Source organism: Paraburkholderia sediminicola (genome assembly GCF_046027825.1).
GTDB lineage: Bacteria > Pseudomonadota > Gammaproteobacteria > Burkholderiales > Burkholderiaceae > Paraburkholderia > Paraburkholderia sediminicola_D.
This window is the reverse complement of record NZ_JAQQDU010000020.1, coordinates 75,959-102,522: the sequence shown is the minus strand read 5'-3', so window position 1 is coordinate 102,522 and position 26,564 is coordinate 75,959. Positions and strand designations below refer to the sequence as shown.

At 64.6% G+C, this 26,564-nt stretch carries 23 protein-coding genes; 13 read left to right on the top strand and 10 right to left on the bottom strand.

Features of this window, described 5'->3' with window-relative positions; all coding sequences use genetic code 11:
- Window positions 1–88: 88 nt before the first annotated feature.
- The 4 genes from PQQ96_RS13935 to PQQ96_RS13920 are packed head-to-tail and all read right to left on the bottom strand — an operon-like array spanning window position 89 to window position 3,762.
- Window positions 89–1,153 (bottom strand): DUF1839 family protein, encoded by a 1,065-nt coding sequence (locus PQQ96_RS13935; protein ID WP_408292483.1) that lies wholly within the window; start codon window positions 1,151–1,153, stop codon window positions 89–91.
- Window positions 1,150–2,214 carry an amino acid--[acyl-carrier-protein] ligase gene (locus PQQ96_RS13930; protein ID WP_408292481.1) on the bottom strand — a complete coding sequence of 355 codons (1,065 nt, stop codon included), beginning with the start codon at window positions 2,212–2,214 and terminating at the stop codon, window positions 1,150–1,152. Before PQQ96_RS13930 ends, PQQ96_RS13935 begins: the two co-directional genes overlap by 4 nt.
- A gap of 1 nt (window position 2,215) precedes the next feature.
- Window positions 2,216–3,514 (bottom strand): acyl-CoA dehydrogenase family protein, encoded by a 1,299-nt coding sequence (locus PQQ96_RS13925; RefSeq protein WP_408292479.1) that lies wholly within the window; start codon window positions 3,512–3,514, stop codon window positions 2,216–2,218.
- Window positions 3,511–3,762, bottom strand: coding sequence for an acyl carrier protein (locus PQQ96_RS13920; RefSeq protein ID WP_408292477.1), 252 nt, complete (start codon window positions 3,760–3,762; stop codon window positions 3,511–3,513). The genes PQQ96_RS13925 and PQQ96_RS13920 overlap by 4 nt, the downstream gene beginning before the upstream one ends.
- 369 nt (window positions 3,763–4,131) lie before the next feature.
- On the opposite strand from PQQ96_RS13920, the gene PQQ96_RS13915 reads away from it, so the two are divergent.
- Genes PQQ96_RS13915 through PQQ96_RS13890 form a run of 6 tightly spaced genes read left to right on the top strand, consistent with a single transcriptional unit; the run spans window position 4,132 to window position 12,129 of the window.
- Window positions 4,132–4,665 (top strand): GNAT family N-acetyltransferase, encoded by a 534-nt coding sequence (locus PQQ96_RS13915; protein ID WP_408292475.1) that lies wholly within the window; start codon window positions 4,132–4,134, stop codon window positions 4,663–4,665.
- Entirely contained in the window at window positions 4,665–6,209 is a 1,545-nt protein-coding gene (locus PQQ96_RS13910) for an O-antigen ligase family protein (protein ID WP_408292473.1), read from the top strand. The genes PQQ96_RS13915 and PQQ96_RS13910 overlap by 1 nt, the downstream gene beginning before the upstream one ends.
- A gap of 23 nt (window positions 6,210–6,232) precedes the next feature.
- Window positions 6,233–7,411 (top strand): glycosyltransferase family 4 protein, encoded by a 1,179-nt coding sequence (locus tag PQQ96_RS13905; protein ID WP_408292471.1) that lies wholly within the window; start codon window positions 6,233–6,235, stop codon window positions 7,409–7,411.
- Window positions 7,408–8,562 (top strand): glycosyltransferase family 4 protein, encoded by a 1,155-nt coding sequence (locus PQQ96_RS13900; RefSeq protein WP_408292469.1) that lies wholly within the window; start codon window positions 7,408–7,410, stop codon window positions 8,560–8,562. The genes PQQ96_RS13905 and PQQ96_RS13900 overlap by 4 nt, the downstream gene beginning before the upstream one ends.
- Before the next feature lie 13 nt (window positions 8,563–8,575).
- Window positions 8,576–10,972, top strand: a complete 2,397-nt coding sequence (locus PQQ96_RS13895; protein WP_408292467.1) for an NHL repeat-containing protein — start codon at window positions 8,576–8,578, stop codon at window positions 10,970–10,972.
- Window positions 10,969–12,129: a glycosyltransferase gene (locus PQQ96_RS13890; protein WP_408292465.1), complete on the top strand. Its 1,161-nt coding sequence runs from the start codon at window positions 10,969–10,971 to the stop codon at window positions 12,127–12,129. Before PQQ96_RS13895 ends, PQQ96_RS13890 begins: the two co-directional genes overlap by 4 nt.
- A gap of 120 nt (window positions 12,130–12,249) precedes the next feature.
- Here PQQ96_RS13890 and PQQ96_RS13885 read toward each other — a convergent pair whose 3' ends face one another.
- Entirely contained in the window at window positions 12,250–13,707 is a 1,458-nt protein-coding gene (locus tag PQQ96_RS13885; RefSeq protein WP_408292463.1) for an oligosaccharide flippase family protein, read from the bottom strand.
- A gap of 217 nt (window positions 13,708–13,924) precedes the next feature.
- Here PQQ96_RS13885 and PQQ96_RS13880 point away from each other — a divergent pair, with 217 nt between their 5' ends.
- The 7 genes from PQQ96_RS13880 to lepB all read left to right on the top strand — a co-directional run bounded on the left by PQQ96_RS13880 (window position 13,925) and on the right by lepB (window position 21,798).
- A complete protein-coding gene (locus PQQ96_RS13880) occupies window positions 13,925–14,923 on the top strand; it encodes a glycosyltransferase family 2 protein (protein WP_408292461.1) in 999 nt (332 codons plus the stop codon).
- Between the two features lie 158 nt (window positions 14,924–15,081).
- Window positions 15,082–17,010 (top strand): alpha/beta hydrolase family protein, encoded by a 1,929-nt coding sequence (locus PQQ96_RS13875; RefSeq protein WP_408292459.1) that lies wholly within the window; start codon window positions 15,082–15,084, stop codon window positions 17,008–17,010.
- Window positions 17,011–17,062: 52 nt separating this feature from the next.
- Window positions 17,063–17,896 (top strand): class I SAM-dependent methyltransferase, encoded by an 834-nt coding sequence (locus tag PQQ96_RS13870; protein ID WP_408292457.1) that lies wholly within the window; start codon window positions 17,063–17,065, stop codon window positions 17,894–17,896.
- A gap of 108 nt (window positions 17,897–18,004) precedes the next feature.
- Window positions 18,005–18,622: a flavin reductase family protein gene (locus PQQ96_RS13865; protein WP_408292455.1), complete on the top strand. Its 618-nt coding sequence runs from the start codon at window positions 18,005–18,007 to the stop codon at window positions 18,620–18,622.
- A gap of 523 nt (window positions 18,623–19,145) precedes the next feature.
- Complete coding sequence (locus PQQ96_RS13860) at window positions 19,146–19,865, top strand: FadR/GntR family transcriptional regulator (protein WP_408292453.1); 720 nt, start codon at window positions 19,146–19,148, stop codon at window positions 19,863–19,865.
- Between the two features lie 127 nt (window positions 19,866–19,992).
- Window positions 19,993–20,979, top strand: coding sequence for a Gfo/Idh/MocA family protein (locus PQQ96_RS13855; RefSeq protein ID WP_408292451.1), 987 nt, complete (start codon window positions 19,993–19,995; stop codon window positions 20,977–20,979).
- A 120-nt stretch (window positions 20,980–21,099) separates the two neighbouring features.
- Complete coding sequence (gene lepB / locus PQQ96_RS13850; RefSeq protein ID WP_408292449.1) at window positions 21,100–21,798, top strand: signal peptidase I; 699 nt, start codon at window positions 21,100–21,102, stop codon at window positions 21,796–21,798.
- A 91-nt stretch (window positions 21,799–21,889) separates the two neighbouring features.
- Here lepB and PQQ96_RS13845 read toward each other — a convergent pair whose 3' ends face one another.
- The 5 genes from PQQ96_RS13845 to aat all read right to left on the bottom strand — a co-directional run bounded on the left by PQQ96_RS13845 (window position 21,890) and on the right by aat (window position 26,560).
- Window positions 21,890–22,549, bottom strand: a complete 660-nt coding sequence (locus PQQ96_RS13845) for an amino acid ABC transporter permease (protein ID WP_408292447.1) — start codon at window positions 22,547–22,549, stop codon at window positions 21,890–21,892.
- A gap of 137 nt (window positions 22,550–22,686) precedes the next feature.
- Window positions 22,687–23,481 carry a cystine ABC transporter substrate-binding protein gene (locus tag PQQ96_RS13840; protein ID WP_408292445.1) on the bottom strand — a complete coding sequence of 265 codons (795 nt, stop codon included), beginning with the start codon at window positions 23,479–23,481 and terminating at the stop codon, window positions 22,687–22,689.
- A 177-nt stretch (window positions 23,482–23,658) separates the two neighbouring features.
- Window positions 23,659–24,720, bottom strand: a complete 1,062-nt coding sequence (locus PQQ96_RS13835; protein ID WP_408292443.1) for a quinone-dependent dihydroorotate dehydrogenase — start codon at window positions 24,718–24,720, stop codon at window positions 23,659–23,661.
- 164 nt (window positions 24,721–24,884) lie between these two features.
- On the bottom strand, window positions 24,885–25,706 hold the full coding sequence (locus PQQ96_RS13830) for an arginyltransferase (RefSeq protein ID WP_408292441.1): 822 nt from the start codon (window positions 25,704–25,706) through the stop codon (window positions 24,885–24,887).
- A 116-nt stretch (window positions 25,707–25,822) separates the two neighbouring features.
- Entirely contained in the window at window positions 25,823–26,560 is a 738-nt protein-coding gene (gene aat, locus PQQ96_RS13825) for a leucyl/phenylalanyl-tRNA--protein transferase (protein WP_408292439.1), read from the bottom strand.
- Between the last annotated feature and the right edge of the window lie 4 nt (window positions 26,561–26,564).

The window sequence follows — 26,564 nt, the reverse complement described above, 5'->3', positions numbered from 1 at the left end:
ACGGCGGCGGGAGCGAGCCGCCTTCATCGGGTACCAGGTCAGTCGTCAGCGCGTCCACGGCAATTTCCTGAAGCTCGACTCGAGCTCGTCACAGCACCAGCGCGGCCAGCGGCGGCAGCGTCTTTTCGTAGGCGCTTTCGAGTACGTCGAAGCAGTCTTCACACGAATCGCGGCGTCCGCGCGCGATGGCCCGCACGAGCCGGAACTGCATGACCATCGACTCCGATGCGATACATTGCGCTGCCGCCGGAATCGACGCCGGCACCTCGAAACCTTGCGCGGAGAGCCACACCAGATACTTCGAGAGAAACTCGAAGTTCGCGCCGAGCTGCCGCATGAGGTTGAACGAGTACGGATGAAAGAATGCCTCACCGCGTTCAAGCAGCGTATCGAGATGCGCGGGAAACGCGGCGCGCCACTGCGAGATCGGATTGGTCAGCGGCCGCCGGTTTAGATGCGCGCACAACAATTCCGCGGATGCTTCGGCGAGTGCGGTGCCCTCCAGCGCGGGCCGCGCCTGCTTGGCGAATTCGACGTATGGAAACAGCAGATCGGGCTGTTGCGCGAATTGCGGCAGCTTGCGGAATACGCCGTCGTAGTCTTCGCCGTCGAGCACGTGGTAGCCGGTGTTGTGGAAATAGCCGAGGCGGCGCGCGGGCGGATCGATAAAGTCGATCCCCACCGTGGTTTTCGGATGTTCGCGCCGATACGACGTGGCGCGCGTATTCGGCAGGTAATAGCCGTCCACTTCCACCAGCACGGTATGGCCGCGCGAGGTCTGTGCGAGCACGCGGGCTTCGAGCGAGTCGTAGATCGCCAGTTCCTGCACCTGGGTGCCGTACAGCCGCTCCAGGTCTTCGAGCGGGAATTTGAAGAACGTGAACTGATCGCCTTCGAAGTCCTGCGTGACGGTAAAACCGAGCGCCGCGCGCGGATCGAGCCCGAAGCCGTGCAGCAGTTCGATCCACAGGTCGACGTAGCAGTTGGTCTCCTGCCAGACGCGCTCGCCTTGATGCAGCGCGTGCGACGCGTGCTGGCGCAACGGCGCGGCTGCGGGCGCAGTCGCGCCGCCCGCAGCCGGCAAATCGATCCGGCGGGGCAGCGGGAAGGGGGATGGCACGCCTTTGGGCACGGGGATCGGCGAGGGATTCATGCGCTATCTCCGGCACCCTGAGCCGCCGCCCCGGAAGCCGGCTGCATGGACTGCATACCCTGCGCCACGCGCGCCTTGGTGTCGCCCCACAGCAGCGCGCGAACATCGTCCGGCCATGCGTCGACGTGGAGCCCATGATGACGGAACAGCGCCAGCGTGATGCGCTCCATGCCGAAGCCGACGCAGCCTGTGTGCGCCACCGCGCCGTCTTCGCATGCAATTTTCCAGATCGCGCCGAAATGGTCCATGTGATAGTTGAACGAGAGGCATGCGGTCTTGCCGCGCGGGTCGGCGACCGGAATCAGCAATTCGAATTTGAGGGCCTGGGCACGCTGGCTATCGGCGACGATCTTGCCGCCGCGGCCGAAGAACGGATCGTTGGCGAGATCCACTTCCACCGGCAATTGCAGTAGCGTAATCAGCAGCGAGCCGCGCTCCACCCACATCTGCCGGAACGCCATCACCTGCTCGGCGCTGCCGAGACGCACGTATTCGCGCTGCCGGAACATCTGCATGCGGCCCGGATCGAGCGACGGTTCGTGGCGGAAGCAATACGACAGCACGTCGATGGTGCGGCCGCCGGCGGGCAGCGGGCCGCGCCGTGCCATCACGGGATAGATCGGATAGCAGGCGGCCGGCGTGAGAACCACGCGAGTCGGTTTTTGTTGCGCCATCCATTCTTCGCTGCGTTCGTCGTCGCGCTCGGTCATGGCGTCGTCGAGTGCGCGCAACAGGCGCTGGTGGCCCATGTCGTTGCCGCAGAACGAGTGGATCGTGCCGGCGAGGTTCGGGAAGCTTTTCAGATACTCGCTGTCTTCGAAATCGGTGCGGCGCATGGCGGGCGGAAAGCGCAGCACTTCCGGCTGCTGGTCCGCGCCGAGATGCGTGATCGCCACGTTCAGGCGCTCCACTACGTCTTCGAAAATCTGGCTGCGGCCGTACAGGCCGTCTTCGCCGGTATCGATCAACAGGCCCGCGGCCAGCAGTTCGTCGCGGAAAGTCGGCGCCGCGGCTTCGGGGGCGGCAGCGGCCAGCGCGGCGGTATCGGTCATCGTGTTCATGTCAGGCTCTCCCCGGGGTGGCAGGACGCTGCGCGAGCAACAGGCTCGCCGTGTTCTGCGCGATACGGTCGTTATTGATCATCAGGGGCGCGGAGTAGAGGTCGCGCAGATGCCGTCCCACGCTGTATTCCGTGCCGTTCTTGTAGCCCGCCATGCCGCAGATCATCAGCACTTCCTGCACGACTTGCAGCGCCGTGGTCGAGATGCTGGTTTTCAGCGTATTCATGTCGGAGGCGAAGCCGAGCATCGCCGAGAGCGGCGCATCGGCCTGGCAGCCGCCGTGCCGCGCGTGGTGGGCGGTGCGCGCCGCGTCGAGCGCGACCGACAGGCGCGCCTGCATCATCTGCAGCAGACCGACCGCTTCGGCGAGGCGCAGGCCGGCCGGCGGAATCGCACCGGGTTTTGAGCGGGCCTGCGCACGAAAGAAGGCTTTCGCGCGATTCACGGCGTCGCTGGCCACGCCGGTCCATACCGAGGCCCACAGTGTGTGCGAGACCGGCAGCATGGTCTGATCGGCGATATCGGCGAAGGGTGTCGGCAGGATCTGCTCGGCCAGCCCCGTGGCGACGAGCCGGAAGCCCTCGCTGCAGGTGCCGCGCATGCCCATCGAATCCCAGCCGCCGCGCTTTTCCAGTTGCGTTTCCTCACGTAACGCGACGATCAGCACCTGGTCGGCCGCAGCCGATTCGGCGGTGCGGCGCGCGGTGACCAGAATGCCGTCGGCGTGCGCGCCGTACGAGATCGTCGGCGCGAGCTTTTCGATGCGAAAGCGCTGCTTGCCTGGCTCTCCGTCGAGCTCGACCGAGCAGGCGCTGGTGCGCATATTGCCGCCGATGGTTTCTTCGGAGGTCGCCGAAGCCAGCAGCCATTGATGCTCGACCAGTTGTGCGAGCAACTGCCGGTGCCATGCCGACTCGCTGCCGTGCGCCTCGATGCAGGCCACCTGGATCTGATGCATCGCGTACACCATCGCGGTCGAGGCGCATCCCTGCGCGAGCGTGTCGCAGATCGCACCGACATCCGCGAGCGAGAGCCCCGCGCCGCCGAACGCGGCCGGCACCATCGCCGACAGCAGAAGTTCGCGCTTGAGCGCGTCGAAAGCCTCGTGAGGAAAGCGCGCTTCGCGGTCCACCGGATCGGCGAACTGCGCGGCCACGGCGGCGCAGCGCTGCGCGGCGGCGCGCCAGGCGGGTTCGGATTCCACCGTGCTCAGTACGACGCCTGCGCCGGCGGGTTGTGCCGCAGCGGGGTCGGCGAGCGGCGCCGCCACTGCGGCTGTGTCCAGCAGCGGGGCGTTCATGCGGCCGCCTGCGCCCGTTGCAGCTCGACGACCGCGGCGGCCATCGAATCGATGCTGGAGAACAGCCGGCGCGTGAGCATGCGGTCCGGAATTTCGATGCCGAATTCATCTTCGATGGCGAGCATCAGATGCACTGTCGCAAGCGAGGACAGGCCCGCGGAGTACAGATCGGCGTCGTCGGCCAGGGTATCCGGCGGAACGTCGAGACGGGCCGATTCGGAAAGGATGCGTCGCAGTGCGGTTTTCATGTTGAGGTGCCCCCTTGTTGGTCAACGGTCCTTCGAGTGTGGCGACGTAAAACGAACGGATGTCGTCGTTTCTGGGTGTCTATCGCGGCGCGTGACGTCATCGCGGCGCGTCTGGTGGCGGTTCGGTGCGTATCTTTGTCGCCCAGGCACGGTCCCCTGAAGCCGTTTTGGCGGTTTCTTGCTACAGCATGTCCCGACGCCCCGTATTTAAGAATTGTCAAAGCCCAGCGTCAGTGCGATGGCGCACGGAAACACGCGTTTCGCGGACGTACCGTGTAGCCATGACAACAGGCCGGCGTGTTGAGCCAGGCCGGCGAGGGCGGCGTGCGACGCCGGTCTCGCTGAACTTATTTACCGCTGGGGAATGCGATGAACTGGAAAACGCTGGACTTCGAGCAGCTTTCGGCACGCGAGTTGTATCTGATCTTGCGGGCGCGCAGTGCGGTCTTCGTCGTCGAGCAATCGCACGTCTGTCTTGACGCCGATGGACGCGACGAGAACGCGTTGCATGTCTTTGCAGTCGAGGACATGGCGCGGCCCATGCCGATTCTGGCGTACGCACGCCTGCAACCCGGCGACGCCGAAGATCCGGAAGTCACCATCGACAAGGTGCTGACGAGCCCGCTGCGGCGTGGCGACGGCACCGCTGAACAGTTGCTCGAACGGGTGCTGCAGGCAATCGCGGAGCGTTGGCCAGGACACGCTGCGCGCGTGAGCGCGCCGCTTGGGTTGCGCGACTTCTACGAGCAGTTCGGTTTTCGTAAAACGGAAGGGCCGTATCTGGAGCATGGCGTGCCGTTCATCGGCTTGACGCGCCAGGTGCGCGGCAGCCAGCCGTTCTTCGGCATACGGCGCCGCGAACGCGATGGCGTGGCGCTCGTCAACACCTTCGAGCTCCTGTAATGGTGCGAATGCTGATCACGCCTTCCACGCAGGTTGGACTATCGACGTCGCCGGGCATACCGCGCGCGCTACCCGGTGAGACGGTTGCGCCTGATCGGGCCATGCCTGCCGCCCCGGCAGCCCGCACGGGGCGCAAGGGCTTGCGTCATCCGCTGATCTTGCCCTTGCTCCTGTTTGCCGCGACCCTGGGCTTGATCCTTTTGCATCAAGGCAGGCTGGTCGAATATTTCTTTCCGCTCGGCGCGTTCGGCGTGGCGGCGGTGTTGTACTGGCGCTCGCCCGCGCATTACATCGGATTCGTCTGCTGGCTGTTTTTTCTGACACCGGAAGTGCGGCGCCTCGCGGACTTCATCAACGGTTCTTTCAATGAGCAAAGTCCGATCATGGTGGCGACGTTGCTCGCCGTCGCGCTCACCGGCCTGACGCTGATCCGGCGTGTCGCGTTGCTGGGGCAACGCCGTGCAGCGCCGCTGGTGCTGATCGTGATCGCGTTGCTCTATGCCTTTGTGGTCGGCATGGCGCAAGTCGGCCCCGCGGCCGCGACGTTTACGCTGATCAACTGGCTCTATCCCGTGATGGTGGCGTTCTATCTCACCGTGACGTGGCGCCACTATCCGGACTATCACCGCGTGCTGCTCAAGACCTTCGTCTATGGCGGACTCCTGATGAGCGTGTACGGCCTGCTCGAGTTCGTTTCGCCGATGCCGTGGGATGCGTTCTGGCTGATCTCCTCGAAGATGCTGTCCGAGGGGCAGCCGGTGCCGTTCGGCATGCGCATCAGCAGCACGATGAATTCATGCGGCCCCTTCGCGGTCACGCTCATGACGATCCTGCTGATGTCGCTGGCCGCGCGGGGTAAAGCGCGCATTGTGCTCGGCTGCGTGGGGATTCCCGCGCTGCTGCTCACCAGCGCGCGCAGCACGTGGGGCGGCTTTGCGATTGCACTGGTGTATTCCTTCGCCATGCTCGACGGCAAGAACCGGATGCGGTTGATGGCCGGCGTGCTGGGGCTGGCCGTGGTGGCCGCGCCGCTGATGATGATCGATCAGGTCGCGGAACCGGTGATGCAGCGCTTGAGCTCGATTCAGGACCTCGGCAAGGACAACAGCTTCCAGGCGCGCGCGGATTTTTATAAATCGTTCATGTCGTCGGCGCTAACCGATATCGCCGGCCAGGGGCTCGGCACGACCGGCCTCGGCAGCAAGCTGTCCAACGACACGGCGGCGCAGGCGATGCTCAATTTCGACAGCGGCCTGATGGAGGTGCCCTACGTGATGGGGTGGCCAGGCACGCTGCTTTACACGACCGGCATCGTGATGTTGCTGTGGCGCGCGTATCGGGCGAGCCGGCAGCACCCGTCCGACCTGCTGGCGATCTCCGGCGTCGGCGTAGCCGTGGCGATTCTGTCGATGATGGTTTTTATCAACACGCTGACTTCGGTGTCGGGGATGTTTTTCTTTCTCGGCGTGACCCTACCGGTGATTTCGCTGCGCTATGCGCGTGAACGCCACAGCGCGGTCACTGCCGCGCCGGCACGACCCTAAAAAATACCAGGAAGAAGGACCACATGCGGATTTTGATTGTCACCCACGTCGTGCGCAAGAACGATGGGCAAGGACGCGTCAACTACGAGATCGTGCTCGCAGCGCTCGCGGCCGGCCATTCGGTGACACTGCTCGCCGCCGAGGCGGCCCCCGAGCTGGTGCAGCACCCGCTTGTGCGCTTTGTGCAGATTGCCGGAAGCCGGCTGCCCACCAAACTCGCCCAGTACCAGATGTTCGCGTGGCGTTGCGGTGCTTGGATCCGTGCACATCGTCAGGCGTTCGATGTGATTCACGTGAACGGCTTCATCGCCTGGGCGCGCGCCGATGTCAACGCGGCGCATTTCGTCCACGACGGCTGGTATCGCTGCGGTTTCTATCCGTTCCGCCTGTTTCGCAGCGTCTACGACGCGTATCAGGTCACCTACACGTTGCTGAATATCGCCTGCGAAAAATGGGCCTTCCGGCATTCGGAGGTCATCGTGCCGGTCTCGCATGCGGTCGCCGCCGAGGTGCGCGCGCTGGACATCGGCCCGGCGCAGCTGCAGGTGATTCATAACGGTGTGGATGTCGACGAATTCGCACCGGGTGCGCCTGAGCGGGCCCGCTTCGGTTTGCCGTCAGGGCCGTTCATGCTGCTGTTCGCGGGCGACCTGCGCATGTCGCGCAAGAATCTCGACACGGTGCTGCGCGCCCTCGTGCACACCTCGCCCGATGTGCATCTGGCGGTCGCGGGGATTCTGCACAACAGTCCGTATCCGGCGCTGGTGGCTTCGCTCGGGTTGACGGAACGGGTCCACTTCACGGACATGGTGATGGACATGCCCGCGTTGATGCGTTCGGTCGATGCGTTCGTGTTCCCCTCGCGTTACGAACCGATGGGACTGGTGCTGCTCGAAGCGCTGGCCGCGGGATTACCGGTCATCACCGTGCGCAGTGCGGGCGGCGCGGAAGTGATTACGGCCAGAAGCGGCATCGTGCTCGACGATCCCAACGATGCGGCCGCGCTTGCCGCGGCGATCGAACGCCTCGCGAGCGATCGCGACTACGCGCGCCGCCTGGGGCAGGCAGCGCGCGAAGTCGCCAGAACCTTGAGCTGGCAGGCCATGGCGGAGCGCTATCTGGCGGTCTATGAGCAGGTGCATGCGCGGCACACGGCGCAATCGTTGCCGGCCGGCTGTGCGACCGCATCGGTGGACCTATGAGCGCGCCGATCGATTCGCTGCAGATTGGTATGCACTGGTTCAACGAGCGGCCGGGTGGCCTCGATCGCATGTTCAAGGCGCTGATCGATACGCTCCCGGAGCAGGGCGTCAATGTGCGTGGGATGGTGGCGGGCAGCCCCGCTGTGTTCGATGCGTCGGGCGGCAGCGTGCTGGCCTTCGCCGGCGTAGAGGCGCCGCTTGGCACGCGCCTGTGGGGCTCGCGCAGGCAGTCGCGTGCGCTGCGGGCCGCGAAGATGCCCGACGTCGTCGCCGCGCATTTCGCGCTCTACGCGGCGCCGACCGCGGGCCTGTTCAGAAACGTGCCGAAGGTCGTGCATTTTCATGGGCCATGGGCGGCCGAGTCGTATCCGGGCGGCGGTGGCGGCTGGTCGCGCGCGATGCGGGTGGCGCTCGAACGCTTCGTGTACCAGGGCGGCACGCGTCATATCGTGCTGTCGCAGGCGTTCGGGAAGATTCTGCGCGAGACCTACGGCGTACATGAGGAACGCATCCGGATCGTGCCAGGCTGCGTCGACGTTGGGCTATTCGATACCCGCGTGACGCAGCGGCGGGCGCGTGAGCGCCTCGGTTTGCCGCTGGATCGGCCACTGCTTTTCTGCATGCGCCGCCTGGTCTCACGCATGGGACTCGAGGACCTGATCGATGCGATGGCCATCGTCAAGCCCTTGCTACCCGACGTACTCCTGACGATCGCCGGTAAAGGACCGTTGGAGGCGAAACTGCAGGCGCGCATCGCGGCGCGCGGGCTTGAGCGCCACGTGCGGCTCGCTGGTTACGTGCCCGACGACAAGGTACCGCTCTGGTATCGCGCCGCCGATTTGACGGTCGTGCCGACCGTGTCGCTCGAAGGCTTCGGGCTCACGACGATCGAATCGCTTGCCGCCGGCACGCCGGTTCTGGTGACGCCGGTAGGCGGTCTGCCGGAAGCGGTCGCGCCGTTATCGGCTGAGCTGGTGCTGCCCTCGGGGGGATTCAAGGCGATCGGTGACGGCATTGCCGATGTCCTGCTTGGCAGGCGTGTGGTGCCGGACTCGCAGGCATGCCGCGCGTATGCCCGCCGGCATTTCGACCGGCCGGTGGTCGCCGCGCAGGTCGCGCAGATTTACCGCGAAGCGATCGACGCGTTCTGACGCGTAGAAGATCATGCGACGCATTGCACGCAAAACCTTCGAACGGCTCGTATGCGCCGCCGCGCTGGCGTTGCCGGTGCTCGTGCTGATCGCGGCAAGCGGCTCGGGAGGCGGCACGACACTGGGGCCGGCGCAGACCACCCAGGCCGCGCCGGGTCCAAACGTCGTGGCTTCCGCTAGCAAGCCCGCCGCCGAAGCACGCGCCGCCGCCGCGCATCCGTCGTTGTCGTACCGCACTTCGTGGATCGGCAACACCTGGGGCTACGCGGATCATCGCTGGGTGCAGATCGACGTGCAGGCGCTCGCTGTCACGCCTGATGGCGACGTCTTCACGAACGCGCCCTGGGACGAAGGCGGCGGCGAGATTGGCCAGTACCGCAACGGTCAACTGGTTCGCTACGGCGGCGAGTCGCACGGCTGGGGCATGATGGGCGGCGACGCGATCGCCGTGAACGATGAATACGTGTTCGTCGCGCAAACCGTCGTCAGTCTCGGCAACGAGATGGCTCAACACCGGCGTATGCCGCGTGAGGGCGAACAGTGGACCGGCGTGGCGCGGCGCAGCCGCACCGATATCCGTGACGGCGTACCGTTCGCCGGGCAGGTGAGCTGGCCGGGCGGCAGCCGTCTGGCGTTTCTGCTGGTCTCGACTTTTTCGAGTAAGGAAGATTACGCGATCCGCGGGCTCGCCGCGGACGAGACGCGGCTCTTCGTGTCGAATCAGCGTGACAACCGCGTGCAGATCTTCGATGCCCAAACCATGCAGGCGGTCGGCAGTTTTCCGGTGCACGAACCGGGCCGCCTCGCGCTCGCGCCCGACGGCTCGCTGTGGCTCGTCGAGAACAGCCGCACCGAAGGCGCCGAGCGCGTGGTCCACCGTGCACGCGATGGCGCACGCCTGGGCGAGCTCGCCTTGCCGCGAGGCGTGGCGCCCGCGGATCTGACGGTCGACACCCGCGGGCGATTGCTGATCGCCGACAACGGCGCGCGCCAGCAGATCCTGATTTTCACGGCGAATCCTGACGTGGCGGCATCCGGCGCTGCGCAGGCGGGAGCGGCCATGCACCTGTCGGCGAGCTTTGGGGAAGAGGGCGGCATTTATGCCGGCCGCGCCGGTGCGCCAGGGCCGCGGCGCTTCAATGGTTTGACCGGCGTCGGCGTGGACCGGGCCGGCAACATCTACGTGTCGATGAACGGGGCGGGACCGCGTGCCATCGGCACGGGGCCGAGCACTTACGACGGCGCGCTGATCGAGAGCTATGCGCCCGACGGTACGCAGCGCTTCAGTCTGCAAGGGCTGCTGTTCGTCGATGGGGCGCAGTTCGTCGATGGCGAGCCGCCCTCGGTCTATAGCGGCAGCAAGCGGTTCACACTCGATCTGACACGTCCGGTCGGCGAGGAGTGGTCTTACGCCGGTTACACCGCCGACCGTTTCCGCTATCCCTACGATCCTTACTTCCATCTGTACCTCGGCGGCCAGCGCGGCATGCCGCTCGTGCGTGACGTCCACGGACATCGGCTGCTCTATACGACGGACATGTACTCGTCGTATCTGCGCATCTATCGCTTTACAGCCGATCGCGAGACGGCGATTCCTTCGGGTCTCTTCTCACAGTCGCACATCGACGGCGCGTGGCCGCCCAACCAGCCGCCGCAAGGTGAATGGATCTGGCGCGACGCGACCGGCAAGGGCGACTTCTCCGCCAGCGCGTTCGACCAGAACACCGGCAGCACGGACGCGCCGCAGATGCGCGCGTGGTGGGTCGACAGCCGCGGCGACATCTGGCAGGGCACGGAGGCGCAGGGCATCCGCCTGTTTCCGTTACAGGGTTTCGACCGGGTCGGCAATCCGATCTATCGGTACGCCGCGATGCGGCGGTATCCGCCGCCCGCGCCGTTCAACCGTATCGCGCGCATGAATTATTTCCCCGCCGACGACACGATGTTCATCTCCGGGTCGACACCGGCGCATCCATTCGTTCAGGACAACTGGAATAGCGCGGGTTCGCAACTGGCGCGTTATGACCACTGGAAGAGCGGCAAGCCGGTGCTGCGCTACGTCATCGGCTTGCCCGACCGCGGCGCGCCCGACTGGTCGTCGATCAGCGGCTTCGCGGTGGCGGGCGACTACGTCTTCGCCATCGAAACCCGAAGCGCGATCGTGCGCGTCTACGACCGGAATACCGGGCGCGATGTCGGCCGGCTCGAACCGGGCAAGGAAGTCGGTTCGACGAGCGGCTGGATCGATGTGCCGATGCCGATGACCGCCCATCGCCTCGCGTCGGGCGAGTACCTCGTGCTGGTCGAGGAAGACGCACACGGCAAAGCGCTGATGTATCGCTTCACGCCACAGACGGCGCCGCTCGCAGCGGCGCCCCCTCACTCAACGGATGTTGCGCAGACTCCATGAAAATCATCCATCTCGCCAATCACGCGCAAAGCGTCGGCAACGGCATCGTCAACGTGATGATCGATCTTGCCTGCCTGCAGGCACGCGCGGGCCACGACGTCACGGTGGCGTCGGCGGGCGGCGGTTTCGAAGACCTGCTGGCGCGCCACGGCGTGCGTCACGTGCTGCTGCCCCAGTCGCCCAGGCCGTCGCGCGTGCCGGGCATGGTGGCGGGCTTCAGACGTCTTGTCGCGCAGGTCGACCCCGACGTGGTGCATGCACACATGATGACGGGCGCGCTGATTGCACGCATGAGCGCGCTGCGGCGGCGTTTCGTGCTTGTCACGACGGTGCATAACGCGTTCCAGCGGAGCGCCACGTTGATGGGCGTCGGCGACCACGTGGTGGCGGTCAGCGATGCCGTGGGGGTGGAGATGGTGCGGCGTGGCATACCCAGGGCGCGTCTGAGCGTGGTGCGCAACGGCACGATCGGCACGCCGCGCCTCGCCGGTATGCCGGTTCCCGCGGCGCCGCAGTTGGCGCATCCGTGCGTTGTCACGGTGTCGGGCATGTATGAGCGGAAGGGTATCGGCGATTTGCTGCGCGCCTTCGCGTTGCTGAGCAAGCGCGTGCCTGACGCGGTGCTGTATCTCGTTGGCGATGGGCCCGATCGCGCCGCGATGGAAGCACTCGCCGGGCAACTCGGCATTGCCGGGCAGACGCGCTTCGAAGGCTTTGTGGCCGACCCGCGTGCTTACCTTGCGCAGGCCGACGTGTTTGCGCTGGCATCGCACTTCGAAGCGGCCGGACTGGTGCTGTGCGAGGCGCGCGAGACGGGACGCGTGATCGTGGCGACGCGGGTTGGGGGCATTCCCGAGATGCTGGATGGGGGCGAGGCCGGTCTGCTGGTACCGGCTCACGATCCGGTGACGCTTGCAGAGACGCTCGGGTTGCTCCTGACCGATCGCGTCGCGCATGCGGCGCTGGCTGAGCGGGCGGTGCAGAACCTCGACACGTTCAGCGTGCAGCGGGTGAGTGACGGCTATCTGTCGATCTACGAACGTACCCTGGCCCGTTGCCAGCCGCGCCGCTTCGCGACCATTGCGACGCGCAGCAGCAGCGTGCCTGGCATCGCCACGGCCACGCTCGCGGTGCCGGATGCCCTGAACAAGCCTTGAAACAGCGGGCCGCCATTTAAACTGCACCCCAAAAGTTGGACACTGATCCAACCTTTGGCGCGCAGTTAAATTCGTGGTCCGATTCAACTCCCTGCATCAGCTCCCGCTACAACTGGTCGACTAACTCGCGGACAGCGTCACGCGCGTCCAGAGTTTGTAGACGACACTCCTGAGTTCGCTGGACCCATGCAGCGACATGCCCAGATTCGCCGCCGCCATGACGAGTGCCGCGGCGATGAGCGTCGGCAACGCGGTGATCGATTCAGAGAGCACCAGCGCGACGACCAGGAACGCGAGATGGGCCGCCATATTGCGCACGATGGACCAGACATGCAGGCGCGCAAACCACAGCAGCACGGCGTAGTCGAACAGCGACTTCATCACCACGACGACACCCGCGCCCATGATCCCGAACCAGTGAATCCCGCACCACAGCGCACCGGCGAACACCGGCAATTCGAGCCAGCTCACGCCGGCCACGTAGGCCGGGCTTGTCTGCGCCTGAATCAGAATCCCCAGAATGCCCGACTGCCCGCTCAGCCACACGCCTAACACGAGCACGCCGGCAACCGGTGCCGCAGCCGCGACCACCGGTCCCAGCCAGAGCGTCAGAAAGGGCTTGAGGGCGAACAGCGCGACGATCACGCACGGCGTGAAGGCGCCGTTCAGAAAGGCGAGGGAACTATGCGCAAGTGCGTCGGCGTCGGCGCGCGAGACGGCTGACAGGCGTGGGAAGAGCGTGCGCACCATCGCGATCGGCAGCAGGTTCAGACGCGTGATGAGATTCTGCGGGGTCGCATAGTAGGTGACAAAGCGCGCGCCCAGCAGCGCGCCGATCAGCACCCGGTCGAGTGTCGACGCGATCATGCTGGCGCCCGAGAACATCAGCATCCAGCGGCCGTAGCGAAAGAGTTCGGCCATCACGCGCCATTGCGGCATCCGCACGCGACGAATGCCGATCGCGCGGAACGCTGCCGCGCCGAGCAGCACACCGGCAATCAGACGGGCCACGACCGCGGCGGGAATGACCACTGCGAGGGAGGGCGAGAAGCAGAAGATCGAAGCGAGCGGCAGCAACTGGAACAGCGCCGTGCCCAGCGTCTGGTTGATATTGAAGCTGGTAAAGCGTTCCACCCCGTTGATGGCGCCGGCAAAGACCCACGAGACGTTCGCGATCGGCACCGCCACCGCGATCCACGGCAGGCTCGCCATCACCTCGCGCTGAAAGGCGGGTTCGATCTTTACGCCGTGCGTGATGTAGAGAAACGTGCCGAGGTACACCAGCAGGCCACCCACGATGCCGGTCCCCAGATTCATGAACCACGCGCTCCAGAAGATGCGCTCGATCGAGTCGTCATTGGCGGCGCGCGCCTTGGAGATCTGATTCTCGGTGGCGAGACTCGTGCCGAGATCGAGCACGCTGAAGTAGCCGATGAGCGTCCACACCAGATTGATGACCCCATAGCGCTCGACACCCATCAGGTGGATATAGGCAGGCACGGTGACGAGGGAGATGAAGGTCGGAGCGATCGCTCCTGCAAAGTTGATGAAGATGTTCTTGACGATACTTCTTTCCATGGTGCGCGGTCCGGCGGGTGAAGTCGTTGGATGATGCGGTCGATCGTGGATGCTGTCGGTGCGCAGCCGCACCCAGCAGCACGCTTGAAGCGATGGTGCCGGTCTGTCGTATGCACTCGATAGTGCGCCTTCGCCCTTTGCGGATGTGTGGGTGGCCGTACAGATAAATGGGGTACGGCAGGGTTAAATGAAATCCGTGACGGTTTGCGGAACATCCATGATTAAGACCATAAACGGGGCGGGGCAGGGCAGCGGCAGTGAATTGGCCGCGCGTCTGATCTCCATCTGCATTCCGACCTGCAATCGTCCTGCCTTGCTCGAACAGGCCATCGACAGTTGCCACGCGCAGACGTATGGCGAGTTTGAAATTGTGATCGGTGACGACTCGAACGACGACAGCGCGCAGCAGGTAGTGGAGCAGTGCCGCTTGCGCGGCATGCGACCGATCCCGATCCGTTGCGAACGCAATGTGCCCCGGCTTGGACAGGCGGCCAATGTGAACCGGCTGTTCGCGCGCGCACGTGGCGCGCGGCTCGTGCTGCTGCACGACGACGATCTGCTTGAGCCGAACGCGCTGACCTGTCTCGACGCGTGCTGGCACACCTATCCCGAGTTGACCGCCGCGTTTGGCAAACAGCACGTTATCGCCGACGACGGCACGCCGCGGCCGCAAGCCACCGAACGTCTGAACCGCGATTATCTGCGTGTGCCTGAACGCGCCGGCCGCCTGCCAGTACCGGCACTCGCGGGGATCGACCAGATGTTCCCGAATAACGGCTATCTGGTGGATACCCTGGCCGCGCGCCGGATCGCCTATCGTGCGGCCGCCGAAGTCGGCGAAGCGTGTGACTTCGATTTTGGTTTGCGGCTCAGCGTCGATGCTGTCGCGATCTGTTTCGTGGATGAGTTCGTGTCGGTTTCGCGCGAGACGGCGCTGTCGATATCGACCCATGCGTTGCCGGCGATGCACGCGTTCGCGCAATTGCGCGCGAGCAGTGTGCCTGTCGCCGCGCAGGCCGCGCGCGCGGACGCGCTGCGGCGCGTCGCGCCGCGCGCTGCATCTGCCTATGCGCGCGCCGGTGAATCAGCCGCCGCATGGCGTGTGCTGCTGTCGCGGCATTACCCGATGCGCGACCGGCTGCGCGCGCGCTTTCTCTATCACGTGCTGCTCGCTACCCGGTCCACCTTTACGCTGCGTGCACCGCACCGCGGTTAAACGAAGCGTCGATCTGGGGCAAGTCAGTTGTTATCGCGTGCCACGCGTCAAGCCGCATAAGCATCGGAGTCCGACCTAATGTGGGAGGACGTACAGATGAATCAGACGGCGTTTGTTGTAGTGATCGAAAGCGGAGTTGCCCCGGTGAGGAGCCTAGCGTGAGGCCAGTAATGTTCGATGGCCGGTTCGGATGGTTGCATCCGGCGGAGGGGTCAAGTGGCGTGGTGCTGTGTTACCCGTTCGGGTACGACGCACTGTGCACCTATCGCGGCATGCGCAGGCTGGCTGAGCGGCTTGCCGCGCGCGGCATGCCGGTGCTGCGGTTCGACTATCCCGGCACCGGCGATGCGGCGGGCGAGGCGAGCGAGCCCGGCCGCTGGCGCGCGTGGATCGACAGCATCAAGCAGGCCGTGGCGCTGCTGCGGGAGACCACCGGTGTCGAGCGCGTGACCCTGTGCGGGCTGCGCCTTGGCGGCACGCTCGCGGCGCTGGCCGCTCAGGAACTCGGTGGCGTGGATGGTCTCGTGCTGCTGGCGCCGGTTTTATCGGGCAAGAATTATCAGCGCGAGTTGCGCGCGCACTATCGCACGTGGCTGTCGATGCCGGCCGCGATGGATTGCGAAGCCGAGCCCGAGACCGATGCCTTTGTCGAAGCGTACGGTTTTCGTCTCTATAGCGACACGCTGGAGCCCTTGCGCGCAGTCGATCTGCAGCGCGATGCCGTCCGGCCGGCCGAGCGTGTGCTGATACTCGATTCGCTGGACCCCGCGCGGGTCGACGCGCTGGTGGCGCGCTATCGTGAACACGGCGTGCAGGTGGAGCGGCAGCCGTTCGACGAATACGGCAAGTTCATGATGGAGGCGCTCGATAGCGAGATTCCGCAGGCGGCGTTTCGATCGATCGAGGACTGGCTGGCAGGCGCTGCTGTTGACCCCGTTGCGCATACGTACCGGGCAACAGACGATAACGCTGGCGCACACGCCGATCACATTGCCTGGCAAAGGGCAGCTCACGTTGGTGATCACCCTGCGGGTCATCTCGTCGAACCGGGCGTGATTGAAACGCCAGTATGGATCGACGGCGGCAGGATGTTCGGCATCTATTGCGTGCCCGAATCGTGCCCGGCCGCTGCCGCGCCCGCGGTGCTGATGTTGAATACCGGCGCCGTGTCGCGGATCGGCAATGCGCGACTCGGCGTGCGCTTCGCCAGGCGCCTTGCGCGGCAAGGTATCGCGTCGCTGCGTGTCGACCTCGGCGGTCTGGGTGACAGCCAGCCATCGCTCGATGCAGTGAGTCTCGATGCGCTGTATGCGCAGGCAGGCGCCGACGATGCCGCGTGCGCGGCGCGTTGGCTAACGGCGCAAGGACACCGCGGCGCGGTGCTGCTCGGCATCTGCGCGGGCGCCTTCGTCGGCCTGCACGCGGCGTCGCGTGAGCCGGCGGTGATCGGTGCCGTGCTGGTCAATTTGCAGAAGTTCACGTGGCACAACATCTGCGATGAACACGGCAAGCCGGTCATCGCAGTCGCTGCCTTCGGCTCGACGCGCAGCTACCTGCGCTCCATGTGCCAGCCTCGCAAATGGGTTCGTGTCGTGCGGGGGAAGTCGGGCGGCTTACCCGTCGCGCGTGAGCTTGCGGCGCGCTTCGCGGCCAGATTGGGCGCGACGCTCGCCGACCGGATCGAACGCATCTGTGGCATCCAACTGGGATCGAAGGACGTGCAGCGCCTCTTCACTGCGCTACATGCGCGAGGCGTCGATACGCGTCTTTTCTACGGCGTACTGGATGAGGGCGTCGAGGAGCTCGAACGCTACTTCGGCGTGCGTGGTGGGCGGTTGCGGCGCTTCGGCTGCATCGGCGTGGCCTTTTGCGAGCGCACCGATCACGCGATTCTTTCGGCACGCGCGCAGGAAAACGTGATGTCGTACTTCGAGGATTATTTCCGCAGCAGCTTCGGCGAGACCCGTCAGCCCGAGCCATCGATTACCGGCGGGCCGCTCCGTGCGCGGCTCGACTGGCGGCATGCACGCGCCACTCAGTGGCTTCTAAAACGTGCGCGTGCGCTTCGTCTATCAGGGGAAGCGTAATGAACGCACGGGTTGTCATTCCGGCGCACGGCCACTTTGCAGGAGCCAGGCCATGAACAGTCAATCCGAGTTGGACCGCATCAACCGTGTCGCATGGAATTCGCCGGATGCCACCCGCGTATTCACACTCGAGAAGACGTTCTCGGACCTTGGCGAACAGGCCGCGTTCGAGTGGCTTGCGCCGCGCTGCGCCGGCGAGCCGGTGCTGGATATCGGTGTCGGCACGGGCCGCACGATCCCGCTGATGACATCGATCTCGACCGATTACACCGGCGTCGACTACACGCTGAAACTGCTGGAGATCGCGAAGTCGCGCTATCCCGACCTCGACTTGCGGCATATGGATGCGCGCGACATGTCGGCTTTGCCGTCCGGGCATTACGGGCTCGCGGAGTTCAGTTGGAACGGCATCGACTGCGTGGATTACGACGACCGCGTGAAGATTCTCGACGAGATGTATCGGGTGGTGCGACCCGGCGGTTATGTGCTGTTTTCGTCGCACAACCGCGGCGGCCCGGGTTACCGCGAGAACATCTGGCAACTGCTGCCGCAATTTTCCTTCAATCCGCTCAAGCTCGGCTGGCGCACGCTGCGCTCGATGCGGCGTTTTCAGCTCGGCACGTTGAACTATATGCGCAACGTGAAGCTGAATCACGACTACGGCAGCTACGCAGTGAAGACGGCGGCGGCGCACAACTTCGGCATTGTGATCGTTTATACGACGCTGCGGGAGCAGCGCCGGCAACTCGCGCAGATCGGTTTTCAGAGCGAAGCGGTGTTCGGTAGTTGCGAAGGCAATCGCATTGCTGACGACGTGGAACGCAGTGACACGTGGTGGTTTCACTTCATCGCACGCAAACCGCTCGCCGCGTGCCGCTTCGACTGACCGAACGGGAATGGCACATGAATCGCATTGTTGAACCAGGCGGCTATCTCGACGAAGACGACATCGTGCGCTTCGACGATCCATACGGCCGCGATCGGGGGAGCCGTCATGCAGGCACGGGTACGTCACGCTGACGGGCGGCAGGAGGCCGAGGCCGTAACGTTGCAGGAGCAGGTGGCTTGCGCTGTGGGTGGCCGTTGCGATGTTAAGTCCGGCACGGCCGGACGTGCCCCGACCGGCGCGAACGGGTTCGACGAGCGCCGCTTCCGCCATGCGCTGGGGCGTTTTGCCACCGGCGTGGTGGTGATTTCGACCGGCAGTGGCGACGGGATGCACGCGATGACCGCCAATGCCTTCATGTCCGGTTCGCTCAAACCGCCGCTGATCGTCGTGTCGGTCGGGCACCGTGCGCGCATGCACGAGCGTCTGATGAGCAGCGCGAGGTTCGGCGTGAGTGTGTTGTCCGATGCCCAGGAACCTCATAGCCGCCACTTCGCCGGCGAGCCGCAGCGCCGGCTCGCGCCGCGCTTCGCGCCAGTGGACGGCTTGCCGGACGTGGTGCTGCTCGAACACGCCGCGGCCCGTTTCGCGGCGCGCATGGTGGACCGGCATCCGTGCGGCGACCACACGCTCTTTGTTGGCGAAGTGCTGGTGTTCTCGCTCGACGAACACGCGCCGCTGATCTTTTTTGGCGGGCGCTATGCGTCGGTGGGTACACCGCTTTGAGACACCGGCTTTGAGAACCCCGCTTTGACGCACCGTTTACCTCGCCGCTTGCCATACCGGTCACCACGCCGGTCACATCACCGCTCACGACGGGCGCCGGCCAACGCGCTGAGTTGGCTGAGTTTCCTTTCAATTTCCCCGTTTTGCTTACATTCAATGACAGACGATGCCGGACGCCTGACGTTCCGCCTCGTTGCATCAGTCTTTTTGCGCCTGTCCGGAGCCGCCCAGGGGGTGTGGATCAGACAATTCGATTCACTACGTGCGTCTTCGCACTATGCAAATTTTGCAACGCAGGCACGCTTGAGACGCAAGCTTATGGCCCGTCAAAACATGCGGCGTTACAAGGACGAAACAATTCTTCAGAGGGATAACCCTCTCAGGAAGTTTCCCAACTGGCGCAACCGTTTCGATGCTAGCAACGTATCGTAAAAGAATAATGAACCACCGATAAAACGACACACTTGGGCCGCTTGATCAACAGGCTACGCGGGGGCAAACACCGCTTCGGGGAGAGAGGGTCATGGAACAGGCAAACAAGGATAGATCGCTGGTCAGCAAAGTCATGGACGGACTTGTGACTGGCATCGTCGAAGAGAAATACGGCGCCATCCTGCCACCGCAGGATGTGCTGTCGAAGGAGTTCGACGTCAGCCGCACCGTCATGCGCGAGGCGCTGTCGATGCTGCTCGCGCGCGACATGCTGGACGTGCGGCCGAAGATCGGCACGCGCATCCGGCCGATGAGCGATTGGCGCATGATCGACGAAGACGTCGTGAACTGGCGTTTTCGCGCGAAGCCCGATCCGCTGTTTTTGCGCGATGTGATCGAGTTTCGCATTCTGATCGAACCGCGCGCCTCGGCGCAGGCAGCCGCGCGGGGCAGTGCCGCCGACATCGCGGCGATTCGCGAGGCGTTCGACGCGTTCCGCGTGATCCAGCCGGGCGAAGCCGGCTATCAGGCCGCCGACGAACTCTTCCACGCGCGCATTGTGGTGGCGAGCGGTAATCAGTTCTTCAAACAGATGGCGGCGATCATCCGCGGCGCGCTGTCGACCGTCACCCCGATCCTCCATCACAAGGAAGGGATGTGGGAGAAGGCGGTGAGCACGCATCAGCGTGTGATCGAAGCGATCGAACGGCGCGATCCGAAGGAAGCGGAAATCGCCTCGCTGGCGATGATCGACACCACCACGGAAGATCTCGGCGGCAACCTTTCGGCGGAACCGCCGGCGCGCGAGTGAGCGCGGCCGCTGTTGTGGCGGCTCAGGTTGTCTTCCAGCAGGGACTTTGCATAACGAACGGCGCGGCTTGCTTCACAATAGCGCCTGTTCTGAACTGCACGGACTTGAAGGAACGATGACAATCGCAATGCAAGAAGCCCCCGCGGGCGACGTGATTCGCTGGGGGATCGTCGGAACGGGCCGCATTGCCCGTCGCTTCGCTCTTGGACTCACGCATGTGCCAAAGGCGCAACTGACCGCGCTGTGGTCACGTCGCGCCGAACCGGCCACGGCCTTCGCCCAGGAATTCGGTGGCGAGGTGTGTGCGAGCTTCGAGGCGCTGCTCGCCAGCGGTATCGATGCGCTTTATATCGCCACCGTCCAGGACAGTCACGCCAACTACGCCATCGCCGCGCTGCAAGCCGGTCTGCACGTGCTGTGCGAAAAACCCGCCACCATCAACAAGCCGCAACTCGAGCGCGTGCTTGAGGTTGCGCGCGCCGAGCAACGGCTGTTCATGGAAGCCATGAAGCCGCCGTTTTATCCGCTCTACAGAAAGTTGCGCGCGCATCTGGATGCGGAGCCGATCGGCGAAGTGGGTCTCGTGCGCGCCGGCTGTTCGGTGCCGGGCGTGCCGGACGATCATCCGTCCATGTCGTTCGAGCATGCGGGCGGCGCGCTGCTCGATATCGGCGTCTATGAGATGTTTCTCGCGGTCGACTGGCTCGGTGCGCCGCGTGAGGTGCAGACGCTTGGGCGGCTCGGCTCGACCGGCGTCGATACGTTCGCGAGCCTGAACAGCCAGCATGAGCGCGGCATCGCGCAACTGTTTTGCGGACTCGACCTGCACGGCAAGGGCGACGCGTTGCTGATGGCCCGGGACGGCCATGTCACGATTCACGAACCCTGGTGGAATCCGGCGCGCGCGACGATCCGGTACGCCGACGGCCGTGTGGTCGAGCTCGACGAGCCGTTCGAAGGCGGCGGTCTGAACTACGAGACCGCGCATTTTTGCGAGCTGATTCGGGCGGGGCAGATTGAGAGCCCGCTGATGCCACATAGCAAGTCGTTGCAGATGATCGAGATGGCCGATGCCGCGCGCGCCGCGTTGGGACTTAAGTTCGCGGGGGAGTGAGGGCCCGTTGCCGCGTTGTTTCCAGTGGCGGTGGTACGATTTGCAGGGGCGTGTGGGCTCGTATAAGACAGAGCCCGCCGACCCACAGCTTTCGATCACCTTCCACTGGAGCCGCCTGCGATGCGCATGCTTGGAAAACTGTGGCGCGACAACAAGAGTCTCGTCGCCTTTCTGTTTCTGATGGTGCTGTTCCGCAGCGCTGTGGCCGACTGGAATGTCGTGCCGAGTGGTTCGATGTTGCCGACAATCCGCGAAGGCGACCGGATTTTCGTCGACAAGATGGCCTACGATCTGCGCGTGCCGCTCACCCACATCACGATCGCGCATCTGCACGATCCGCAGCGCGGCGATATCGTCACGATCGATTCATCGGCCGCGCATGAGTTGATCGTCAAGCGTCTGATCGGCTTGCCCGGCGACAGCGTCGCCATGCGCGACAACGTGCTGTACGTGAATGGCGTGCGCGCGGATTATCAGCCGCTGCACCTGAAGCCGCTGCCGGGCGATGCGACGTCCCCCGGCGACTATCTGACCGAGCGCTTCGACGGTGTTGTGCATACGGTGCGGCTTGCGCCTGATGCGCCGAGTCCGCGCAATTCGTTCGGGCCGGTGGTCGTGCCGCAAGGCAAATATCTGATGCTCGGCGACAATCGCGACGATAGCGCCGACTCGCGTTACTTCGGCTTCTTTCCACGCAAGGAACTGATGGGCCGCACGCGTCACGTCGCGTTCTCGCTCGACCCGGACCACTACTACAAACCGCGCTTCGAGCGCTTCGGCGCGCCGCTGGATGCGGCGTCGCTTGCCGCCAGCCGCTAAGCGGCGAGCGACAGGTGGCTTAGTGGAGTGCGAGATGGGGTGTTAAGCGGGGCACCAGGCGGCGCACTCTGTGACGTGCACTGTGACGCGCTCAGTGGCGCGACGGCAGCGCGAGGCGCCGTTCGTACCAGCGCTGCACCCACTCGAGCACCTGACACAGCACCCAGTAGACCGCGGCTGCCGCGAGGTATAGCGGCAGCGGCTGATAGGTCGACGCGATGATCTCCTGCGCGCTGCGCAGCAATTCGGTCACGGTAATCACCGACACCAGCGACGTATCCTTGATCAGGCTGATCAGGCTGTTCGACAGACTCGGCACGGCAATGCGCAAGGCCTGTGGCGCGATCACATAGCGCAGCGTCTGACGCCGCGAGAGTCCGAGGCTGTACGCCGCGAGCCACTGGCCTTTGTGAATGCCGAGAATCGCGCCCCGCATGCTTTCCGACAGGTAGGCCGCCACGTTCGCCGACAGCGCGATCACGCCTGCGGGCGTGGGGTCGAGCGAAATGCCGAGACTCGGCAAGCCGTAATAGATCACGAAGATCTGCACCAGCAGCGGCGTGCCGCGGAACACGCTGACATACACGCGCGCGATCCAGATCAGCACGCGGTTGTGGCTGATGCCCATCACCGCGAGCACGGCGCCGGCAATCAGGCCGAAGATCATCGACAGAACCGCGAACTTGACCGTCAGGACGGCACCCTGCGCAAGCACAGGAAGCGATTGGACGAGCAGGGAAGTGGTGGACATGAGCGGTGGGTAGGGTTAGCGCGGCAAAGCGCACATCATAAACTTTGGCCGGAGTGGGCGTGAGTGCGAGCGCGGGGGCCGCAAACGCGAAGGGCGGCATCGTCGACGATGCCGCCCTTCGTTTCATTCAGCGCGCGTTACTTGATCGGCTTGCTGACGTCGATGCCGAACCATTTGTCCGAGATCTTCGAGAACGTGCCGTCAGCTTCGAGTTGGGTCATTGCGTCGTCGATCGCCTTGGCGAACTTCGGATTGCCCTTCTTGAACGGAATGCCCGACGGGTTGCCCGCGCCAAGCGTCGCGCCGGTGCGCAGCGGCAGTTGCGAGTTCTTCATCAGATACGCAAGCATCAGGCGGTCGTTCAGTGCCGCGTCCAGACGGCCGGCGGCCAGATCGCGCAGGTATTCAGGCGCACCCGGATACGTCTTCACGTCGATGCCCGGCACCGACTTTGCCATGTCCATGTAGTTCGTGCCCAGACCGACGCCGAGCTTCTTGCCCTTCAGATCGTCGAGCGATTTGAACTGGCGCGTGTCGTCCTTACGCTGGATCAGTTGCGCGGCCGAATACGTGTAGGCCGGCGAGAAGTCGAGCACCTGCTTGCGCGCGTCCGTGATGCCGACCTGGTTGACGATCACGTCGAACTTGTTTGCCTGCAGACCGGCGATGATGCCGCTCCATTCGGTCGTGACGAATTCCGGCTTCACGCCGAGCTTGGCGGCGACGGCCTTGGCGATGTCGACGTCATAGCCGACCAGTTCGCCAGACGGCGCTTTCGAATTAAACGGCGGGAAGGTGCCTTCCAGACCGATGCGCAACGTGCCGCGCTGTTTGACCTGGTCGAGCAGGTCGTCCGCATGGGCGGTGACAGCAGTGAACGACGCGCCGATCAGGCCGGCGACGAGCATCTTTTTCAGCAAGCCAAATTTCATCGTGTTCCTTTTTGTTCGTCTGGCGTTTTAACAGACGAAAGCATAACAAAGCAGACTATCGAAACCTAAATACCGTTTGTTTATGTCTATATTACGGATGCGGATTGGGTTCCGATTCGATGGGCAGCCCCGGCGCTCAAAACCGGGTGCAAACCGCGCGCACCCGAAGGCCGTCGCTTAGCGCAGCGCCTGTGCGCATTCGGCCACCAGGGCCGGTCCGCGGTAGATGAAGCCGGTATAAAGCTGCACCAGCGAAGCGCCCGCCGCGAGCTTCGCGCGCGCGTCCTCGCCCGAAAAAATCCCGCCCACGCCAATGATCGGCACCGTTTCGCCGACTTCCGTGCGCAGTTTGCGGATCACTTCGTTCGACGCGTCGAACACCGGTTTGCCCGACAGGCCGCCGGCTTCGTCGCCATATTGCATGCCGGTGACGGCGGTGCGCGACAGTGTGGTGTTGGTGGCGATCACGCCTTCGAACTTGTGGCGCAACAGCGTATCGGCGATCGATTTGATCTGTTCGTCGTCGAGGTCGGGTGCGATCTTCAATGCGAGCGGCACCAGCTTGCCGTGCATGTCGGCCAGACGCTGCTGCTTGTCCTTCAGGGCGGCGAGCAGCGCGTCGAGTTCGCCCGCGCCTTGCAACTGGCGCAGGTTCTTCGTATTCGGCGACGAGATGTTGACCGTCACGTAACTCGCAAACGGGTACACGCGTTCGAGACAGTAGAGATAGTCTTCGGCGGCGCGTTCGATCGGCGTGTCGGCGTTCTTGCCGATGTTCAGCCCGAGAATGCCGCGATAGCGCGCGGCCTGGACGTTTTTGACGAACTGGTCGACGCCCGCGTTATTGAAGCCCATCCGGTTGATCACGGCATTCGCCTGCGGCAGGCGGAACATGCGCGGGCGCGGGTTGCCCGGCTGCGCGCGCGGCGTGACCGTGCCCACTTCGATGAAACCGAAACCGAGCGCCGCCAGACCGTCGATGCACGCGCCGTCCTTGTCGAGGCCCGCGGCGAGTCCGACCGGGTTCTTGAACGTCAGCCCCATGACGGTGCGCGGCGCATCCGGCACGCGTGGCGCGAGCGCGCCGGCAAGGCCGGTCCGGCCGGCGGCGCCGAGGATGCGCAAGGTCAGGTGATGAGCGTCTTCCGCATCCATGCGAAAGAGTTGGGCGCGTACGAGCGGGTAGAGGGAACTGAACACGGGACGGAGCCGGGCGGCCGGAAAATGGTAACCCTCCATTTTACCGGCTTTGGGGCTTTAATGAGACTAACTGGAGGGGGCGCGAAAGGCGGGGGGCGGGGACGCTGCGGGTGAGGCTGCTTGACGTGGCCTGGCGTACTGGCCCAGCGGCGTCATTCGGTGCGCGCAGACCGTTCCGCCTCGCCTGGTGGAGCCCGCAGTTGTTACGGCCGCAGCGGCCCGCGCTTGCCCTGAATCGCCAGATCGACCGGCGGCAGATCGATGGTGGCGGGATCGAGCACCTTCCACGCACCGTCGATCAAACCTTCGAGCGGTCGGAAATTCGCCTTGTACGCCATCTTCGGACTCTCGCGAATCCAGTAGCCAAGGTACACGTAGGGCAGCTTGAGGCTCTTCGCCTGTTCGATCTGCCAGTAGATGTTGTAGGTGCCGAAGCTGGTGTGCGGCAAACCCGGTTCGAAGAACGTATAGACCGACGAGAGCCCGTCACCGAGGATGTCGATCATGCTGATCATGCGCAGAATGCCCGGCGCGTCCGGATGATCCGGCAGCGGCTCGCGAAACTCGACCAGCCGCGAGTTGATCCGGCTCTGCAGCAGGAACTGTTCGTACTGGTCGCGGCTGTCGCGGTCCATGCCGCCACCCGCATGCCGTGCCGACTGATAGCGCATGTAGAGCGCGTAGTGCTCTTCGTCGTAATGCAGTGGCGCGACCGTTGCGACCAGCTCGCCGTGCTTTTTCCAGATCCGCCGCTGCGTGCGGTTCGCTTCGAACTGATCGACCGGCACGCGCACGGGCACGCAGGCGCGACAGCCATCGCAATACGGGCGGTAGGTGAACACACCCGAGCGGCGGAAGCCGGCTTTGACGAGGTCGGTATAGACGTCGGAGTTGATCAGGTGGCTGGGCGTGGCGACTTGCGAGCGCGCGACGCGTCCATCCAGATAGCTGCAGGGATAGGGTGCCGTTGCATAAAATTGCAGCGCGGAAAGCGGGGAAAGAGGCAGCTCGTTGGGATGAGTCACGTTGGCAGCTCTCGAAGCGTCTCTGGTATTGCAAACCCGGCGCCTTGCGGATTTCAACCCGCGGCTCGTGACCCGCGGCTCGGTAGGCGACGGATCCGGATTCGGCCTGATTCTTTCTACGCCGCAGGCGCGACGACATCGCGCAATACGGTCTTGTCGAAGCGCCAGGGAATCGGTGGTGCGTCGACAGCGGTGCGAACATGCGCGATGAACGCCTTGCGCGCTATCTCACGGCCGCCCAGCGATGCCAGATGCGACGTGTTCTGCTGGCAGTCTATCATTTCTATTTCGTGACGGCGCAAGTGTCCGACAAGCGCGGCCAGCGCCATTTTCGACGCATCGGTGACCTCCGCGAACATCGATTCGCCGAAGAACATCCGGCCGAAAGACACCCCATACAAACCGCCTACGCGCTTGCCTTCGAACCAGGTCTCGATGCTGTGCGCATCGCCCACCCGGTGCAGCGATGAATACGCTTCGACTACGTCGGCGGTGATCCATGTGCCGCGCTGGCCGCGGCGCGGCGCCTGCGCACAGGCGCGCATCACGGCGGCGAAATCATGGTCGACACGGATTTCCCATGCGTCTTCGCGCAGCACTCGCTTGAGCGTTTTGCGCAGCGACGGCGACAGTTTGAACTCGGCGGGGCGCAGAATCATGCGCGGGTCGGGGCTCCACCACAACACGGGTTGCCCGTCCGAATACCAGGGGAAGATGCCGCGCCGATAGGCGTCGATCAGCCGCGACGGCAGCAGGTCGCCGCTCGCGGCGAGCAGGCCCGGCGCGCCGCTGGCCGCGCCGAGCGCGCGCTCGACGGCGGGAAACGGATCGTCAGGTCCGAGCCAGGGCACCATGCGC

Bases quoted from the DNA above. Each gene is read 5' to 3' on its own strand.
- aat (WP_408292439.1), bottom strand. From the start codon at position 26,560: ATGGTGCCCTGGCTCGGACCTGACGATCCGTTTCCCGCCGTCGAGCGC.
- PQQ96_RS13870 (WP_408292457.1), top strand. From the start codon at position 17,063: ATGAACAGTCAATCCGAGTTGGACCGCATCAACCGTGTCGCATGGAAT.
- PQQ96_RS13925 (WP_408292479.1), bottom strand. From the start codon at position 3,514: ATGAACGCCCCGCTGCTGGACACAGCCGCAGTGGCGGCGCCGCTCGCC.
- PQQ96_RS13935 (WP_408292483.1), bottom strand. From the start codon at position 1,153: ATGAATCCCTCGCCGATCCCCGTGCCCAAAGGCGTGCCATCCCCCTTC.
- PQQ96_RS13865 (WP_408292455.1), top strand. From the start codon at position 18,005: ATGCAGGCACGGGTACGTCACGCTGACGGGCGGCAGGAGGCCGAGGCC.
- PQQ96_RS13895 (WP_408292467.1), top strand. From the start codon at position 8,576: ATGCGACGCATTGCACGCAAAACCTTCGAACGGCTCGTATGCGCCGCC.
- PQQ96_RS13910 (WP_408292473.1), top strand. From the start codon at position 4,665: ATGGTGCGAATGCTGATCACGCCTTCCACGCAGGTTGGACTATCGACG.
- PQQ96_RS13880 (WP_408292461.1), top strand. From the start codon at position 13,925: ATGATTAAGACCATAAACGGGGCGGGGCAGGGCAGCGGCAGTGAATTG.
- PQQ96_RS13885 (WP_408292463.1), bottom strand. From the start codon at position 13,707: ATGGAAAGAAGTATCGTCAAGAACATCTTCATCAACTTTGCAGGAGCG.
- PQQ96_RS13930 (WP_408292481.1), bottom strand. From the start codon at position 2,214: ATGAACACGATGACCGATACCGCCGCGCTGGCCGCTGCCGCCCCCGAA.
- PQQ96_RS13900 (WP_408292469.1), top strand. From the start codon at position 7,408: ATGAGCGCGCCGATCGATTCGCTGCAGATTGGTATGCACTGGTTCAAC.
- PQQ96_RS13835 (WP_408292443.1), bottom strand. From the start codon at position 24,720: ATGGAGGGTTACCATTTTCCGGCCGCCCGGCTCCGTCCCGTGTTCAGT.
- PQQ96_RS13860 (WP_408292453.1), top strand. From the start codon at position 19,146: ATGGAACAGGCAAACAAGGATAGATCGCTGGTCAGCAAAGTCATGGAC.
- lepB (WP_408292449.1), top strand. From the start codon at position 21,100: ATGCGCATGCTTGGAAAACTGTGGCGCGACAACAAGAGTCTCGTCGCC.
- PQQ96_RS13905 (WP_408292471.1), top strand. From the start codon at position 6,233: ATGCGGATTTTGATTGTCACCCACGTCGTGCGCAAGAACGATGGGCAA.
- PQQ96_RS13890 (WP_408292465.1), top strand. From the start codon at position 10,969: ATGAAAATCATCCATCTCGCCAATCACGCGCAAAGCGTCGGCAACGGC.
- PQQ96_RS13915 (WP_408292475.1), top strand. From the start codon at position 4,132: ATGAACTGGAAAACGCTGGACTTCGAGCAGCTTTCGGCACGCGAGTTG.
- PQQ96_RS13920 (WP_408292477.1), bottom strand. From the start codon at position 3,762: ATGAAAACCGCACTGCGACGCATCCTTTCCGAATCGGCCCGTCTCGAC.
- PQQ96_RS13845 (WP_408292447.1), bottom strand. From the start codon at position 22,549: ATGTCCACCACTTCCCTGCTCGTCCAATCGCTTCCTGTGCTTGCGCAG.
- PQQ96_RS13855 (WP_408292451.1), top strand. From the start codon at position 19,993: ATGCAAGAAGCCCCCGCGGGCGACGTGATTCGCTGGGGGATCGTCGGA.
- PQQ96_RS13840 (WP_408292445.1), bottom strand. From the start codon at position 23,481: ATGAAATTTGGCTTGCTGAAAAAGATGCTCGTCGCCGGCCTGATCGGC.